This window comes from Pseudomonas sp. R19M, from assembly GCF_050312585.1.
GTDB lineage: Bacteria > Pseudomonadota > Gammaproteobacteria > Pseudomonadales > Pseudomonadaceae > Aquipseudomonas > Aquipseudomonas palleroniana.
Window position 1 is genome coordinate 56,686 of record NZ_JBNPJV010000079.1, and the last position, 15,301, is coordinate 71,986.

Below are 15,301 nucleotides of genomic sequence, written 5' to 3' on the forward strand. Positions count from 1 at the left end.
TGGCTCCGTGCAGACTAATGGGTTAATGAGGGCCGGTGCTGCCGAGAAAGGTTTGTCCTTCACGCTTGCAGCAGGTGTAGGGCCGCCAGAGCGACCAGGCATAGCTACCGTCCGTGGCTTGGGTGTGAGGGCCTGGGTTAGGGAAGACGGAGCAGGCGTTCGTTAGCCTTGGTGTGAGTTGCTGCCATTTTCCTGTCGAAGAATCTGACTCGCGCAGTTCACCTGCCGGCCAATAGCCGGGGCTGGGTGAGGCGAGGAGGGGCTGGTAGACATGGACCTGGCCAGGGCGCGTAACAATGTCTCCTGCGCGTTGTGCCATGACAGCGGAGGCCTTGTAGTCGTCAACCTGGTGGAGAAAGCCGCTGCGTGGGTACACGTTGCCCCAGAGATTTAGAGACAGCCTGCTGCCGATCTCACGAATACCGGGAATGAGGGATTGGGGGTAAATGCTTTCAGGGATACCGTAGCGCCAACCGATGTAGTCCAACGTGCTGAGCATATTCGGCACGTAGGGAGTGCCGGCGCCGGCGCAGGTGTATCCCGAGCCACTGGCAAATGCATTGAAGGCGGCAATGCCCGGATGACCGATGACATCGACATTCTTGAAGATCGACAGATTGTTTTCGTGTTGATCGTTGGTGGTGCCGCTGCCGCCACCCTTTGCGTTAGGGATCGGACCGCTCAGTGCCCTGACCTCGCTCCAAGGATTCTCTCCGGTTGAAGAGTAGCTTGAGACAACTGCATCGGGAACGTAGTGGCGAACCTTGGCAGACGTTTTGACTTTGCACCCGAAGTTGCTACATCGAAGCCAATAGCAGGCACCAACGACTTGGTATTCAAGGCAACTGAAGGATGCCACTGAAGGCACAATCGTGGCGGTATCCAAAGCAAAGCTAAGAGAACCGTGTGATAGCGTGCTTATAGCAGAGGCTATCATGAGGGTGCGACATCTTGTGTTGCCGCCGTTCATTGCTGAATGTCCTTGCGCTGCAAAATACTTGGGGAGGGACCTCCGACGTTATAGCTAGGTGTGTGAAAACCGAGGGATTGGGATGGGGAACATCGGCTGTGAATGACCCCCGGGAGGCCAGGCGGCGCTGGTAAGCGTTCGAGTTTCATAGTCGTGCCCAGTGAAAAATTTCCCGGATCTTCTACGTAACGTTGGCTAACCACATTATGAAAACTGGTTCGCAGATCCCTGCATTTAGCGAAAGACCAAGCCTGTCTGCTCGGCCTTGGTCAGAATAGAAGGAGAATGCCCAGACTAACATTTCTAGTATATGTAACACGTGGAGCACCCACTATTGAGTTGTTTCTCTTTCTTAAGATGTTGAGCAACGTAATGCGAGACTCTCGGATAAGTTCATTGTCATAAACGTTCGCTCCAGTTGGTCGCAAAGGACTGTTACCCTGTTGGGACTGATTTTCAATTGGTGACAATTTAAAGATTGATATATTTGTGTTTTGTTTTTAGATTGTATTTTTCTTCCTGAATACTTCACCCTTTATGCGTGTTGAGATCCGCCAAATGGTAAGTGAGGTAGCAGTAGGATTAATTGATGAATTATTGATATATGTGATGGAGGTTGCGCTAAATGCCGGTTTATACTGAAGACGATAGAAGAAGAGTCCGGGAAAACTGTGAAAGTGAAATCCAACAAATTCGTGAGGCTCGAACTACCGAGCAAGTCAACGAAAAGGCCTGGCTAGCGTTAGGCTATATCCAGGCTATTTATGCGATGAAAGCAGTGAGGGTAGGGGAGCATTGCCAACTCATTAAAGACTTAGCAGCTACGGAGGTAGAGTGTTTGGCAAAGTTTTCGTAGTCAATATATCAATGTAATTAAAGTCAATTCCTTGAGTCTCGTAAAAGTTTGCTGATTCAGAGTATTTAGCTTTAAGTGGGTCATGCTATAAAAGACCTACGTTACCGTGAGCAAGGAGAAGGTGGTAATCTTTGTTCTACCTAAGACGCTGGTCAGAAACGGGAAGATGTGGATTCAAGAACCATTTACAGCGCTTGCAGATATCTTAGTGCACCATTGTTAAGCTGCAATCCATGCCAGAATGCACAACGCCATCCATTCGCAGACTTTCCAGTGAGAAACTCATAGGTTTCCAGCTCCTGTAGATCTGCTTTGATAGTTTTCAGGCTGGTTCGATCTGGAAGAATCGTGCGGACCTCATTGATCAGGACGCCCCACATGCTAGTGAGATACTCGTCAATGCCGGCGCGTCTTAACACGTTATCGATATGCCACTGGACGATCTTGAGTTCCGTACCAACCACACCGTGGGGGATGGGGGTTAATAATGGAGCTCGCCAGTCAGGTTCAAACTTAATGGTTAGGATTTGATTGTTCGCAAAATAATCGAAATAAGGATGTAAGGGTCGTTCGCCAATAAACTTTCCTTTGAAGGAGTTGCTTCTTTTGTTGTTGCATCTGTCGCATGCCGGAACTAAATTTTGTGAGTAAAATGAAAACTCTGAATAGTTTGCTTTGGGTAAGTAGTGATCGATTGTGCCTAGCGCGTCTCGTCCGCACATAGGACATGCACCGTCAATATTCGCGCGAAGGCTTTCAATAAACTGCAGCGTTGGTGGAGGAACCTTATACAATGCATTGAGATTAGTCTTTATTGGCGCAAAGGAAATGTCTTCCGCTACTCCCCAAGGATCACCCTGATGTGCGTCATATAGAGCATAACGAATCGCGATATCAGATATTCGTCTGGTTATTGCTCTTGCACTGGCTTTTTTTGCATGAGCCAGGAGGCTCAAGAGCAATTTGTCTTGGATGGCTGGAGGGTCAATTTTTCTCATACTATCGCTCCATCATTCTACGTAATTGCATAAGCGCCTCGGTACTTAATTCTGAAGAGTATCTGGCGAGCGCCTCATCGAATGTATCGCTTTCCTGAGCCGCGTCCTCCAATAGTTCTTCATAAAGATGCAGAGGCAGATCGTCACCAAATACTTCATTCGAGATTGAGGAAACGTTAGCGCCCAGAGTTTGCATAAGCGGTTTTCTCACCTTGAGAATTCCGTCTTCATTTCGCATGACATGTACTTGAGCGCTTTGAACTTCCCTTACCACGAACGGAGAGTGTGTGGCCACGAAGGCGATAGATTTTGTACCTTTGAGTATTTTGTTCAGGCTTCGCATGAACCGCGAAATGAGGTTTGGGTGCAGAAAGTTCTCGGGCTCGTCTATGAGGAGTACGGACGCGGGCCCAGAGTTTGCTAAGGCGATTAAAATGAATCTGAGAAAGGCCTGTTGTCCTAAACTGAGCTTTCGATTCTTTCCATTATCATCAATGAACTTAAGAGGTTTCCACGGCGCGATTTTTGGCAGTTTATCAAAGTCGTGTTGATCTCTACTGTTTATCCATTGGTCAAATAGAAAATACTCAACGTTACCCCCGCTGTGTCCCGTTTTTTCTAGTCTTACAGGGACTAAGACGCTAAGGTTACAAAATTCTGTTTTTAATATATCCGACAGGTGTTCCAGTAAAACGCCGTATGAATCGTGGCCGCGCGCTACGTCGACGAGCAGGTTTATTGCTGAATCTTCGCGGTGTCTAAGTGGGCTAGCAGGATTGAGCGAAAAAACTTTAGCTCTTGCAAGACCTTCTCTCGAAGAGGGAGTGAATTGTCGAGTCGAAGCGGTATGAGTGAATACTAAGACTTGGTTGAGCTCTGGGCGATTAGTAAGTTCCGCTAGTCGGCTTTTTTGATCAGCTAGAACTTTTGATAATTTTGCTAGTGCTGAAGTCTTTCCGCAGCCGTTCTGGCCGATGATGACTGCAATTCTACCCCTTAGAGAGTTCTTGCCGTCAAATTGGAAGTTAAATATGGTCTTAGGGCCAGCCCCTTTAAACTCTACTAAAAATGGCTTAAGAACATCCTCGTCTAGTTCATGCAAGCCCTGCAGTACCTGGTCGCCTTTGCGGTAAGAAAAATATGCTTCACTGGATCTAACTATCGCATAACTAAATACTTCCTCTTGGAGGAAGCTGTTCCAGTCACGATCATTGGGTCGCCACTTAATTGTCGCTACATCCCGCAAGCTGGCGAGGATTTCCCGTGCATGGGTCTCACCCAAAGCCCTTCGCATTATCCCATAAGATTTCGCGTCCGATAGCAACGTGCGAAATGGGAGGGGCATATCTTGATGATAAAGCTCATCGTTGCCGGGGGGTAGGAGTTTAACTATGGCAGCAAATAAATTTTTCTCACCTTGTATAGCACAGCGCGCTTCCATCCAAGTTATATGTCCATCGTTGGTGCGAAAGCCTACGGAGCAGCTTATACGGTAACCAAAGTCGTCGTATTTTCGGTTTGATGGGACTATGAACGCCTCCGCGTTGGATTTTTCCGCTAGTTCCTTACTAAGAAGAAACGATGTGAGCGGTCTATTATCCTGTATGTCAGCTTTTCTTGGTGGTGGCATTCCAGTATCCATCTGAAATCAAGCAGGCTACGACGTTATCAGAAAGCGCGCCTGAGCGAACCTGCTTTACTGCAAATCAGAAGAGTTCCGCTAATTGGGCCTTGATTAAGGCATGGCGTATAAAGCAATTTTGCTATCTAGAGAGACGAAATCCCTCGTTTCAGATCAATGGCTTTCGCCATGGCCATTGCAGCCTCCAGCTCACTGATGCCACGCTCCTTCATCAGTCTGAACCGTTCAGCTTTTTCCTCTGGCTCAGTCATGGCCATCGCCAAGTAAAGGCTTGGCGGCACGGCCCGAAAAAGCACCTCGGTGGACTTCGACAGAATGACACCCTCCGTAAACTTCCCTGACTCCTTACGTGCCGACAGCATCAGCTTTTTCTGAGCCTCATTGAGCTCCCGGAACCTGGCGATTTTGTTGACCTCATCCGGCGGCATGTTCAAGCAGATCCACCACTCAATCATGTTCAGCATCGGCTCTGCGGCTCTTGGTAGGTCGTCAATATTCTGGGTGGCGAACCAGAACCAGGTGCCCAGTTTTCGCCACATCTTGATGATTTTGAGTGCGTAAGAACACAGCAGTGGGTTCTTGGCGATGATGTGTCCTTCATCTGTCACGTTGATGATGGGCCTGCCGAGCATCTGGTCGCGTTCGGCGATATTGTTCACGGCGTTAATCAGCGAGATGTAGGCGATGGAGAGCTGGGCGTTGTATCCCTCTCGGGCGTAGGTGGCGAGGTCGATAATGGTGATATCTGCTTCCGGCCACGCAGTCCCCTCTCTGTTGAATAGATCCCCGTCAGCGCCCTGACAAAACATGTCCATGGCGTCCGCCATTTCAAGCATACGAGTGCGCCTTTGCTCTGGCAGGTTGATGTCACCACCAGATGCTCTTAGCGCGTTCCGTACATCTTCAGTCAGTACCGTTCTGCATTGCTCGGAGCAGGCTGTCGCCGCGGCGATGATGCAGTGACGAATCATGCTGCGATCGGCACGGGTTAAACGCTGCTCTTCTTTCTCCTCACCACCTGTAATCATCAGGCGTGCCGTAATCTCCAACTCGCCCAAGACATCGCGCTCGTCGTCTTCGGTATGCTCAACGTCATCCAGTTCTTCTGCATCCAGAGTTTTAACGCGCGTGGGCGAATCAATCAGGCGATGGGCATCAGCGAAAGGGGCCAGGCTGACACCTGAACCAGGTGCCAATTTGACTCGATTGACCGTTAAGCCTAGGCCTTTGGCGAAGTCTGCAAACAATCCAAAGCTATTGCCTGCTTCGACGACGAAGATGCGTGGTCGGTACACTGCAGTGACTTGATTGAGAATGTTGTTCAGGGTGGCAGACTTGCCGGCACCGGTGGGGCCAAACAAAAACAGGTGGGCATTCATCTGCCGGTCAAGGCTGTACAGGGGATCGATTGTGATCGTCCCGCCGCCGCGATTGAAGAATGTGATGCCCGGATGACCAGTACCTTCACTACGACCCCATACCGGCGCCAAGTTGGCTATGTGTTGCGCGAACATCAACTGCGTGTACCACTCACTGTTGTGCATGCCCGGGTTAAACACACAGGGCAGCCAACGCAGGTAGGTATTCAGCGGTGCAACCTCGTGTTCATCACGGACGGGCTGAAGCCCTGCATTGAGCATCACGTTATGAAGCTGCAGTGTCCGCTCTTCCAGTTGCTCGAGGTTCTCCCCTCGGAGATAGAAGGCGACAGCGCCTCGGTAGAGTTTATGGGCACTGCCAATGTGCGAACGGGCCCGTTGTACGTCATCTCGGGTTTGTTCGGAGGCCAAAGTGTCGCCGACAGACTTGCTGGCCAGATGGTTGAGGTGGGCTTCGAGCATGTCCTGTGGGGTGATCAGCAGGGTAATACAGAGTGTTGTCTCTTCTGGCATTTGATCGAAGAGGGCGTTGGTTGCATCACCACCTTTGGAGGTTTCGCCTGTCAGGTGCCCGGTCACGGGTGGTGAGCGCAGGCGATCCAATACGACGACACGGTGTGGCATCTCATCCAGGTACCAGAGTCCTTGGCTAGCGTCGGAGCGTGGTTGCTCGAAGAACAGGCGCTGCGCAAAGTCTGTTCCGCTGGCTAGCGTCAGTTCATCGCAGGACTCGTTCTCTGACAAAGCAGCCAGTTGGTAGAAGGTTCTACGCGCTTCTGGTGTGCTGCCCAAAAGGCGAGGATTGGGGTTGAACCATCGCAGCAGCCAGTTATGAGTGCTCCCTTCGTTCATACGGCAAGATTTGACCCCAGCGTTGCCGAGGCCTGCGGTGAGCCGATCGCAGATGCTGTTGAGGGCTTGCTCGTTGCACTGGCCGCGCCGAGAGGAAGTGCTTTTGCTACGGCGATACACGACCAACCGTACTTTGCGTGTCTGCCCGCGCCAGGGAAGCTTGGTGACCGCTGTGTCTTCGAATAAACCACCGGGCTTGGAAATGGCCCGCAGATGTTGTTCGAACATCTGCAAGTAATACTCAGTGAAGGCGGTGCCTTGGGCACGAGGTTGTATGTACGCTTTCAACTTGTTTAGGTAGTTGGCCCAATCGGATTCGTCCTGGGCATAGAGCTGTACGACCCAGGGCTGGCCTTCCAACTCGTCAAAGCTGTCCTGCAATGCGTTCTCTAACGCATCTCTGACGGTTTTCAGCCAACTCGCTTCACGGCCCTCGGTACCTACAGGCGTCAGCTCAAAAAATGCAGCCACGGACTCACCGTCCTCAAGCAACATGCATTGAGAACCGGGAAGAAACTCAACCCAAGGCAGCATATCGACAAAACTCGGGGTCTTGGCGTAGAGCGCTTGTTCATCGGCCTGAGTGCTGCGCCTGGCCGCAAAGGCACTCCTAGCTTCAGATACTCTTTTTGCTGTCAGCTTTTCAATGTCTGATGGGGAATGCTCCTTTTGCCTCTGCACCATCAATAATCCTCCGTACGTTCACCGGGCATGGCGTATTGCACACGCTGATAGAAGGGGAAGACGGTGCTGTAGCCAGGGACAGGGACTGGATCAGATCCCGCTAGGTGAGGGAATACGTACATCACCAGATCTGGATTGGGGAGGCGTTTGAATTGGCTATAAATTTCGCTCTGAGCTGCTCGTGTGTAGGACGGGAGATCCTGCGCAGGCTCATTCAGCGGGCGATGCAACGTTGAGCGCGCCTGAAGCAACTGGCTATCGTTGAGAATTTGTTTGGCCGAGCTGGCGTTGGCATCCCAGATACTCAACATGGTCTGCTGACTATGGGGAAGTAGTCGATCCTTGTCGGTCGTGCACCCACTGATAGCCAGCGATCCGAGCAGAATCCAGTACAGGGGGTTAATCGAGCGCAGAAACATCAGCACCTCCAGAGATGTGCCGTACTTTGCGGCCGAGGGTTTCGTAGTCAATTTCCAGTTGGCGGTCCAGGTGCACAGCCACTTTGGCTCCGGGTTGCACGTAGATGGCCGCGAAGGCCTGGCCGTACAGTTTGTTGACCCAGTCGCCGATATCTTTCACACCACCTGACAGGACGGTGTTTACAGCGTCGGTACCCGCTGCGCCAACCGGTGTACCGTTGGCGCTAAACAGCGTGCTTGAGTTCTGTTGGCCCGCGTCCAGCAACTTGGCGACGCCGGCACCGGCAGAGGTCAGCAGAGTTTTGGTGCCCAAGTACTGCTCGGCATTGGAGCGTCGTTCCCCCGCGATGCATGGAATACCGTAAGGATCGCTGAGCCAACCAATCCCGCCCTGAATCTTGTCCAGTTGGGTGCTGCTGCCTTGTCCTGTGTTTTGCCGGTTGGTTAGTTTCTGTGGTGTGGGCACGGTGCGGATTCGGCCGTCGTTGAACACGAACGTCATGCTGGAGATTTGTCCCCGCACGCATGAGAGTGCCCAGTCACCTGCTGCGGTACCGCTGATCACGGCCCCCGCAACATCAGGCAGATCAATGCCGTTGGCGGTGAGGTTGTCGGGGCCGATAAGCACTTTGAAGGGGTAGGGGTCGTTGACGACACCATCCACCGGCACGCGGCCGATCAAGGCGGTCATCGCGATGGAGCCACTCAGGGTGCTGTTTTCCGGCAGGGTATAAACCGGTGTCGCGGTGTCTTTGCTGTCGGTGGTGGTAATGTTTTGTCCGATCACGCCGGTTCTGGCTTTTAGCTCCCGTTGACCACGGTTGATCTCATCATTGAAGGCTTCGGGGAAATTGAACCCTGTGGCGGGTTTCTTAGAGCCGGTTGGCAGTGGTTTGCCTTGCGCGTCGACCGCGGTTGCGTCTTGAGGATCGATCCAGATCAGATCGACTTCACCCTTGGAAAAGTGGTCATCATCACTAGGCTCTAAACCCAGGCCGATCGGCAGGTCGTCGTTGCGATTTGTCAGGAACTCTGTCGAGAGACGTTGCTTGAGATCGTCCAGTAAGCTTTGTGTTTCTAGCTCGTTCAATCGGCGTGGCTCGTTTGATTGAGTCTTGTCTAACTCGGTGTTCAGTGCCTGTTGAATGCGTTGGTCGATCTCGCTGTCTCGTTGGCGCAGACGGGCGTTTTCTTCCTGTTGGCTCTTGTTGTCGGAGAGCAGCGTTTTGAGTTCATTGCGCATGGCCTTCGTCTGGGCAACCAAGGTGGCCACAGTATCGTGTGGCGTGTCGCCTTCGATGCCCAGCTGTTTCATTTCATCTTGGGTCAATTGTGGATCGGACGATTGGATGGGCGATGTTGACGACTCTTTGTTTGAACAAGCCCTGAATGTTCCCAAGACCACTAGCAGTACCACCACCAGGACTAACCACTTGAGCAGGCCATTACTCTGCATGGGGATCTCCTTGGTTGGAGTTGAGAGAGGGGCTGGCATCGATTTGGCTGATAGCGGGGGCAAGTGCTTGTGCCAGGTTCTTTCCCCGAGTCACCAGGTACACGACGGTGGTGTCTGTTGCTAATCCAGTGGGGCCCAGGTTGTTGTGCTGAAAGGTCGCGGTGAGGAAGTCGCCTTGCAGCGCACGAGGATCTAAATGGAGGAGGATGTTTGAGGTATTTCGCAGCTTGATGGCCGTGACGATGTGATCGTCCAATTGCCAGGCGCCCAGTAATGAGGCTTCTACAGGTTGGGTTGGGAGCAAATGGCTCAGATCATTCACAGCTCGTTGCTTGATTTGAAAAACGCCTGAGAGAGGCTCTAGCGTTCGAAGTGGGGCGTAAAGGCTTTGAGCGGCATACCGCGTAAGAACCACAGGTATTGGCGTGTCACGGCGCTCTGAGGGGGACTTGGCGAGGTTTTCGTCAGTTGAGTCAGCATCTTTAGCGTGGGACGAGTCTTCACCGTGGTACTTGGGAGCAGCAACCGCCTTCACAATCCTCACTGGCTCAAGAGGCAGTTGGTCTTCAGCGTCCAACGCGGCGATATCGATCAGGATGATTTCTCCCGATTGCACATCCTGCAGTTGCAAACGAGTGGGGGCGATGGGGGCTGATGCCCTCATGTACAAAGCGCCTCCCGTGCTCTGGATGCGCAACGTATCGGTAAGCGAGCGCGGTACGCCCACTCGGACGTTCCGATCGATGAAGAGAATGCGCTCTTGGCCAACCTGCAGAGGGACGGCCAGCGGTAGCCGCTCCCAAGGCATGATTTCGACGGCATGAGCAACCGCACAGCTCAGCCACAAAGGCAGGACGAAACGCAGACGGCACATTAGAAGCCTCCTTGCTTAGTTGAAGTTTTGGCACTCGAAGAGGGGAGAGGAGCGATGCGCTGCGGGAGCGAGTCGAAGCAATCCAGTGCAAGGCCGAACGGATTCTTTTCCGGGTCGACGTCCATGCGTACCACCCTAAGCGGGTAGCGCACAAAAGCTTGTTTCACGCGCTCAGAGCCGTAGAACTCTTCTGTCGCCAGGTCCAAGATGACCAGCCATTGGTCTCGTCCTTGGACCTGGACGCGAAGCTCTGGAGCATCACCGTAGCCACGCTCCGGAATTTCGAAAACACTGCGTGTGCGGCTGCGCAGCTCGCTGGCGGTTTGGCGTTTTTGAACGTCACTTTCCAGCTCTGATTTGCAGCCGGGTGTCAGGTAGGGGCTGAGCTTGTGGATGACGCGCGGGTAGTCTTTTTCACCGTCAGTCGGCCAGCGGTTCAGCTGCTGGTAGATGTAGAAAGTAAACGTATAAACAGACTCAGGCGGTATTTCCCACCACTTACGCGTACTGCCTGAGCGAAGGTCCGGTGGGTTATGAATGGTCAGGTTTTTTGGAGCGTCCCACCATCCCAAACCCATCAGTGCGGCAATACCGAACAGCACTCCGCAACCGGCACGTAGGGTCTTGATGTGGGATTCAAGCCGAACGACTTCATTCTTGAAGCGACTCATGGACCATCGCTCCTGCGTGTACTCCAGCGGCCTGAGCGGGTGACCAGATCAGCCCCACCCGTCCACGCCGTCAATAGAGGCCAGCGGGTTGCGATCGACCACTGCAGTTGTCGATAGAGCCATGTTTCTGGCTTGCCACGCTTGTGACGGCGTAGCAGCTTCCCCCCGATGAAAAGCCCCAGTGCTATGCAGAGCATCATGATCGTGGGTGCCAAAGCGATGCTTTGAAAAAGTACCGCAACAGCTATTCCGAGACCGATGCCTGTGAGTCCTGAAAAGGCCACAGTGACCCACATTTCGTCGGCCGTTAGACCCAGAACGATTATGGGTTGGCGGTTGAGCCGGGTGGGTAGGAAACGCAACGTGCCATCGGGAAGATACTGATCTGGATCTTTCATCGTTTAGCCACCTCAGAGCACGCCAGTGCCTTTGGTCAGCAACCAGATAATGATCACCAGTAGAAGGGCGCCCACGCCGCAGGTTAGGCCGAATTGCCCCCACGTCTTTTTACCGCTTTGCACCTCGGAATAAGAGCCGTAGGCGTGATAGGCAACGCCGCAGAACGCAGCGGCAGCAATGGCCAATGCGATAAGCCCGACGATATCGAAACCGTGGTTTTGCAAGGTCTGAATGATGCCGTTGCCTTCGCCCCGGCTTGGGGCCTCCATTTGAGGCAGTGCAGCATGAGTGCCGGAAGACATGATGGTCGAAAGGGTCAGGGCGTAGAGCGAAAGGCGGCGAGTGAGATTGTTGAAAAATGAACCGATAGGCATGGTTGCCTCCAATGGCAGTGATTGAACGTTGGGGCTGAATTAGTGCAACAGCAGGAAGGTGAGCAGGATGTAGATGAGGGTGACTTTCAGAGTCAGTCCGACGAACTTGGCCTGAGAGATCTGGCCGGTTGCCCAACCTCGATAGCCGCTGCCAAGGGCCCAGGCGGCAAAAACCAGCGCGCTTGCGAGCACCAAGCCAATGAAAAAGGTGGTGCTCTGCTGTGGCGTGAACCCGCCCATGGCCTGGAAGGCAATGAGCTGTTGAGGGCTCATGCTCACGGTTGTGTTTGCTCGGATCGGACGTAGTGACCGGTTAGTTCGGCTGGGTTTCGCGGTTGGGAACGGGAAGGTGTGAGATAGACATTGATGCCTTGGCGGATCACGTCGATGTCCGCTGAAAGGCGCGCGTAGTCGAAGGTGTATCGAGCATTGGGGTCAATTACGGCGTCGTTATGTGCTCTCGAAAGGCGGTCAGCGGCATCAAGCTGACGAAGGATGAAGGTCAGTTGCTGATTTTCATCTCCAGCAGGTCTGGCAAACGCACTAGGTGCCGAACAGCACGCAGTAAATGCTACCGCAGCGAGAAGTTTGTATAGGTTTGACATTGATGCCATCCATGCGCAGAAGGTATTTCTGAGTGTCTCGCATGGAATTTCCCTTGCCAGCAGGGAAACTGGTTTGGTTTGAGAGTCTTTCGTCAGGGGCTTGGCGAGACGTTTTTTTGCCCATCGCGACAGACAAAAACCGGCCAGAAGCGGTCATTCATACGCGTCTACCAAGTTGGCATTCAGAACGGCGCGACAGGCTAGAACCTACTATTCAGTGCAGTCGTCCTGTAAATCGCTCTTCAGGGGATCCGGCAGCTAAAACGGCTTCGGCTTTTATCAGCGTGCCATCGAAATCTGCCGGCTTATCCAGCCCTATCCGTGCGCTGGTGCAGTAAAGCGTTTCATAACCAAGTCCCGCTAACACCGGACAAGTGGTCTGAATACACGGGGAGTCGATCACGCTGTCAACTTTGCCGTCAGTCGCGTAACGCACGACTCTGCTACCGCCCCATTCCGCATTCCAGAGAAAGCCCTGCGCATCAATACAAGAACCGTCTGGAGCACCCTGACCGTTGACTGTAGTGAATACACGCTGGTTTTCTAGCGACGGGTAATCGCAGCAGAAAATGCATCCTTGCAGGGAGTCCGCGTAATACATGGTGGAACCGTCCGGGCTAAAACAGATGCTGTTCGGGATCGCCACTTCGGGAAGGTCCAGCGTTTCAGTCTTGAGCGTCGCGGCATTGAACCGGTGAAATCGCCCTATAGTTTGCACCGCCTCACCGGCATCCATAGTGCTAAACACAAAGTTGCCCATACGGTCGCAGCGGCCATCATTGACCCGGGTTCCGGGTACTCCAGGCGTGATGGTAATTTTGGTGAAGCGAAGAGTACTCAGGTTGTAATAACCTAGGCAGGAGGCCAATCCCATTAGCAATACGTCTGTATTGGTCGTAAGGGCGAACGACCCCAGCGGCTGGGCACTCGCCAGTGCTGTACTTCACCGCTCACGGGGTCCAGAGCAAGCAGTTCGCAACCAGGGATATCGGTCCAGAACAGGCGTTCCGTTCTTTCACACCAGACAGGGCACTCGCCAAGAAGACTGGTGGTGCCGCTTAGGGTTTTAAACATGGTTGCGTCCTACGAAACAGGATGGGGCAAACAAGGCAGTCAGTTGGAGAAAAGCGCTGACCACCTGTCACCGAACAGGGCGATGGCCAGTCCTGCGAGCATCACCATCGACCCGGCCAACTTGATGAGAGACACCGGCCTTTCCGATGCCCCCATCAATCCGAAATGATCGATAACCAGTGAGGAGATAATCTGACCTGCGATAGCGAGGCCCAGCAGGGCTGACAGGCCGATTTTTGGCGCAAGCACCACATAACTAAGCAAGGCACCGGCACCCAGCAGACCGCCCAGCAGGCTCCACCAGGGCTGGGCAGGTATAGCCGCCAGTGAGGCCACTATCCCGCCACGCATCAATGAAAAGACGCCCAGGCACACCGCTCCGGCAGTAAATGAGAACAGCGCCGCCGCTACGGAATCTCCACCCACACCTTTAGCGAGTTGACCATTCAGCGTGGTCTGCAGGGTAATGCCAAGCCCCGCGGCGATGGCCAGCAGGTAGTAAGCTGCGTTCATTTCGCGCCTCCTTACTTGGCTGACTCAAGCGGCATGAATGTCTCGGCAAAAATATCCGGCTGGTAGCCTGCGGCAGCAAACAGATGCTCACGGGATTCGTCGATTGCTGCACGCAGCCTTTCGCTGTCCACGCCCAGCACCTTGCCGCCGCGCTTGACGATGCGCCCGCCAATCATGACCGTGTCGACATTGCTGCGTTCGGCCGCGTGTACCACGGTGCCGAATGCGTTACCCGACGGGTAAAGGTTGATGTCCTGCGCATTGATAAGGATCAGGTCGGCCTGTTTGCCGGGGGTCAGGGTGCCGACTTTGTCCTGCAATCCTGCACAGGTGGCGCCGTCAAGAGTGGCGGCTTTGAGCAGGCCATGAGCCGACAGGGTCACCGGATGATGCTCTGCGCCGCAGCAGCGCTGCTGGTGCATGCCCATGACGCGTTGCAGGTAGAACGCCACCCGCATCTCCATGAACATGTCACCGCTATAGGAGGTTTCGTTATCGACACTCAGCCCCGGGCTGATGCCGTGACGCTGGGCCGACTGCATGGCGAACATTCCATCTTCAATGCCGTAGTGGGCATCTGAACGCGGGCATACGTTGACCCGCACGCCAGCCTCGCGAATGATTTTCCAGCCGGCGTCCGGCAGCGCTGTGCAGTGGTTGAAGATGTTATCGGGGCGCAGCAGACCCTCGCGATGCAAACCCTCCAACTCAGCTGCCATGTCCCCGCCGAAGAATTCGGTAATGATAGGCAGCCCCAAGCGCCGGGCCTCAGCCCATAGCTCAGGCTCCAGCTGCGCCATTACCGCCAGCGAGAGCAGCGGGTTGTCACCGTTCTTGACGTATTTCCCCTGGAGACGCTCCAGGTTGCCGGGCCAGTGGGCTTTGTCCCACTCACCAGAAACTGGCGCACCGGAGGCGTGTACAGACCGGATACCAGCATCGAGCAGCGCCTCGACCGCGGCGTCGGAGTGCGCGCCGGTGCGGCTGTTGTGCGAGTTATCGACCACGGTCGTGATGCCCGCATCGATGCACCCCAATGCAGTCAGTAGATTGCCAATATACATGTCAGCCGGGCGATAGTATTTGGCGAACGAGAAGTGCGTTGCGTTGCAGTAGTCTTCCAGGGTTTCGGCATTCGGATTGATTCGACGCAGTTGGCCCTCCCAGGAGTGACGATGCGTATCGACCATGCCGGGCATGGCAATCATGCCGGATGCCTCGATAACCATAGCGTCGCCGGCCTCGATGTTTTCACCTATGGCCGTGATGGTGCTGCCTTCGATAAGGATATCGCCGCGCGCCAGATTGCCGATATCACCGTCCATGCTCAGCACAGTGGCGCCGCGGATAAGGGTGCGGGCGGCCTGAGCGGTCGGGGCCTGCACGATGCTGCGGTTATATTCAGCCATTTTCTGTACACCTCTTCAAATTTCGTTGGAAGCAATGTACGCAATGCGATACTGCGGGAAAAAGATGGTTAAACTGTTTTTATTATTCAATATCTACGAATAATAACGACTTTACCCGATCACTGC

The 15,301-nt window shown here is 53.7% G+C and carries 14 protein-coding genes and 1 pseudogene; all 15 read right to left on the reverse strand.

The features are described from left to right. Positions 1-22: 22 nt before the first annotated feature. A complete protein-coding gene (locus ACQRBT_RS17025; RefSeq protein WP_412046525.1) occupies positions 23-937 on the reverse strand; it encodes a TIGR03756 family integrating conjugative element protein in 915 nt (304 codons plus the stop codon). A gap of 1,074 nt (positions 938-2,011) precedes the next feature. Next, a complete protein-coding gene (locus tag ACQRBT_RS17030; RefSeq protein WP_412046486.1) occupies positions 2,012-2,824 on the reverse strand; it encodes an HNH endonuclease in 813 nt (270 codons plus the stop codon). Between the two features lies 1 nt (position 2,825). Further along, the gene (locus tag ACQRBT_RS17035; RefSeq protein WP_412046485.1) at positions 2,826-4,466 is read right to left on the reverse strand and encodes an ATP-dependent nuclease; all 1,641 of its coding nucleotides are present in this window, start codon (positions 4,464-4,466) and stop codon (positions 2,826-2,828) included. A gap of 125 nt (positions 4,467-4,591) precedes the next feature. Next, positions 4,592-7,381, reverse strand: a complete 2,790-nt coding sequence (locus ACQRBT_RS17040) for a conjugative transfer ATPase (RefSeq protein ID WP_412046484.1) — start codon at positions 7,379-7,381, stop codon at positions 4,592-4,594. Beyond that, positions 7,381-7,800 carry a TIGR03751 family conjugal transfer lipoprotein gene (locus tag ACQRBT_RS17045; protein ID WP_412046483.1) on the reverse strand — a complete coding sequence of 140 codons (420 nt, stop codon included), beginning with the start codon at positions 7,798-7,800 and terminating at the stop codon, positions 7,381-7,383. Before ACQRBT_RS17045 ends, ACQRBT_RS17040 begins: the two co-directional genes overlap by 1 nt. Further along, positions 7,781-9,256, reverse strand: coding sequence for a TIGR03752 family integrating conjugative element protein (locus ACQRBT_RS17050; protein ID WP_412046482.1), 1,476 nt, complete (start codon positions 9,254-9,256; stop codon positions 7,781-7,783). The genes ACQRBT_RS17045 and ACQRBT_RS17050 overlap by 20 nt, the downstream gene beginning before the upstream one ends. Then, positions 9,246-10,130 carry a TIGR03749 family integrating conjugative element protein gene (locus ACQRBT_RS17055; protein WP_412046481.1) on the reverse strand — a complete coding sequence of 295 codons (885 nt, stop codon included), beginning with the start codon at positions 10,128-10,130 and terminating at the stop codon, positions 9,246-9,248. The genes ACQRBT_RS17050 and ACQRBT_RS17055 overlap by 11 nt, the downstream gene beginning before the upstream one ends. After that, entirely contained in the window at positions 10,130-10,801 is a 672-nt protein-coding gene (locus tag ACQRBT_RS17060; RefSeq protein WP_412046480.1) for a PFL_4703 family integrating conjugative element protein, read from the reverse strand. The genes ACQRBT_RS17055 and ACQRBT_RS17060 overlap by 1 nt, the downstream gene beginning before the upstream one ends. Beyond that, the gene (locus tag ACQRBT_RS17065) at positions 10,798-11,199 is read right to left on the reverse strand and encodes a TIGR03750 family conjugal transfer protein (protein WP_412046479.1); all 402 of its coding nucleotides are present in this window, start codon (positions 11,197-11,199) and stop codon (positions 10,798-10,800) included. Before ACQRBT_RS17065 ends, ACQRBT_RS17060 begins: the two co-directional genes overlap by 4 nt. Before the next feature lie 12 nt (positions 11,200-11,211). Further along, entirely contained in the window at positions 11,212-11,502 is a 291-nt protein-coding gene (locus ACQRBT_RS17070; protein ID WP_254854453.1) for a TIGR03745 family integrating conjugative element membrane protein, read from the reverse strand. 111 nt (positions 11,503-11,613) lie between these two features. Beyond that, positions 11,614-11,847, reverse strand: a complete 234-nt coding sequence (locus ACQRBT_RS17075; protein ID WP_412046478.1) for a TIGR03758 family integrating conjugative element protein — start codon at positions 11,845-11,847, stop codon at positions 11,614-11,616. Positions 11,848-11,849: 2 nt separating this feature from the next. Continuing rightward, the gene (locus tag ACQRBT_RS17080) at positions 11,850-12,188 is read right to left on the reverse strand and encodes an RAQPRD family integrative conjugative element protein (RefSeq protein ID WP_427851680.1); all 339 of its coding nucleotides are present in this window, start codon (positions 12,186-12,188) and stop codon (positions 11,850-11,852) included. Between the two features lie 205 nt (positions 12,189-12,393). Continuing rightward, positions 12,394-13,253 (reverse strand): annotated as a pseudogene (locus tag ACQRBT_RS17085) (SMP-30/gluconolactonase/LRE family protein). Between the two features lie 39 nt (positions 13,254-13,292). Next, positions 13,293-13,766 (reverse strand): DMT family transporter, encoded by a 474-nt coding sequence (locus ACQRBT_RS17090; RefSeq protein WP_015371102.1) that lies wholly within the window; start codon positions 13,764-13,766, stop codon positions 13,293-13,295. 11 nt (positions 13,767-13,777) lie between these two features. Then, entirely contained in the window at positions 13,778-15,175 is a 1,398-nt protein-coding gene (locus ACQRBT_RS17095; RefSeq protein WP_015371103.1) for an amidohydrolase family protein, read from the reverse strand. Positions 15,176-15,301 lie beyond the last annotated feature (126 nt).

What these genes read in the sequence shown, in the direction of transcription:
- ACQRBT_RS17065 (WP_412046479.1), bottom strand. Translation starts at nt 11,199, where the DNA reads ATGAAAGATCCAGATCAGTATCTTCCCGATGGCACGTTGCGTTTCCTA.
- ACQRBT_RS17035 (WP_412046485.1), bottom strand. Translation starts at nt 4,466, where the DNA reads ATGGATACTGGAATGCCACCACCAAGAAAAGCTGACATACAGGATAAT.
- ACQRBT_RS17030 (WP_412046486.1), bottom strand. Translation starts at nt 2,824, where the DNA reads ATGAGAAAAATTGACCCTCCAGCCATCCAAGACAAATTGCTCTTGAGC.
- ACQRBT_RS17090 (WP_015371102.1), bottom strand. Translation starts at nt 13,766, where the DNA reads ATGAACGCAGCTTACTACCTGCTGGCCATCGCCGCGGGGCTTGGCATT.
- ACQRBT_RS17060 (WP_412046480.1), bottom strand. Translation starts at nt 10,801, where the DNA reads ATGAGTCGCTTCAAGAATGAAGTCGTTCGGCTTGAATCCCACATCAAG.
- ACQRBT_RS17055 (WP_412046481.1), bottom strand. Translation starts at nt 10,130, where the DNA reads ATGTGCCGTCTGCGTTTCGTCCTGCCTTTGTGGCTGAGCTGTGCGGTT.
- ACQRBT_RS17040 (WP_412046484.1), bottom strand. Translation starts at nt 7,381, where the DNA reads ATGGTGCAGAGGCAAAAGGAGCATTCCCCATCAGACATTGAAAAGCTG.
- ACQRBT_RS17080 (WP_427851680.1), bottom strand. Translation starts at nt 12,188, where the DNA reads ATGGCATCAATGTCAAACCTATACAAACTTCTCGCTGCGGTAGCATTT.
- ACQRBT_RS17045 (WP_412046483.1), bottom strand. Translation starts at nt 7,800, where the DNA reads ATGTTTCTGCGCTCGATTAACCCCCTGTACTGGATTCTGCTCGGATCG.
- ACQRBT_RS17050 (WP_412046482.1), bottom strand. Translation starts at nt 9,256, where the DNA reads ATGCAGAGTAATGGCCTGCTCAAGTGGTTAGTCCTGGTGGTGGTACTG.
- ACQRBT_RS17075 (WP_412046478.1), bottom strand. Translation starts at nt 11,847, where the DNA reads ATGAGCCCTCAACAGCTCATTGCCTTCCAGGCCATGGGCGGGTTCACG.
- ACQRBT_RS17095 (WP_015371103.1), bottom strand. Translation starts at nt 15,175, where the DNA reads ATGGCTGAATATAACCGCAGCATCGTGCAGGCCCCGACCGCTCAGGCC.
- ACQRBT_RS17025 (WP_412046525.1), bottom strand. Translation starts at nt 937, where the DNA reads ATGATAGCCTCTGCTATAAGCACGCTATCACACGGTTCTCTTAGCTTT.
- ACQRBT_RS17070 (WP_254854453.1), bottom strand. Translation starts at nt 11,502, where the DNA reads ATGTCTTCCGGCACTCATGCTGCACTGCCTCAAATGGAGGCCCCAAGC.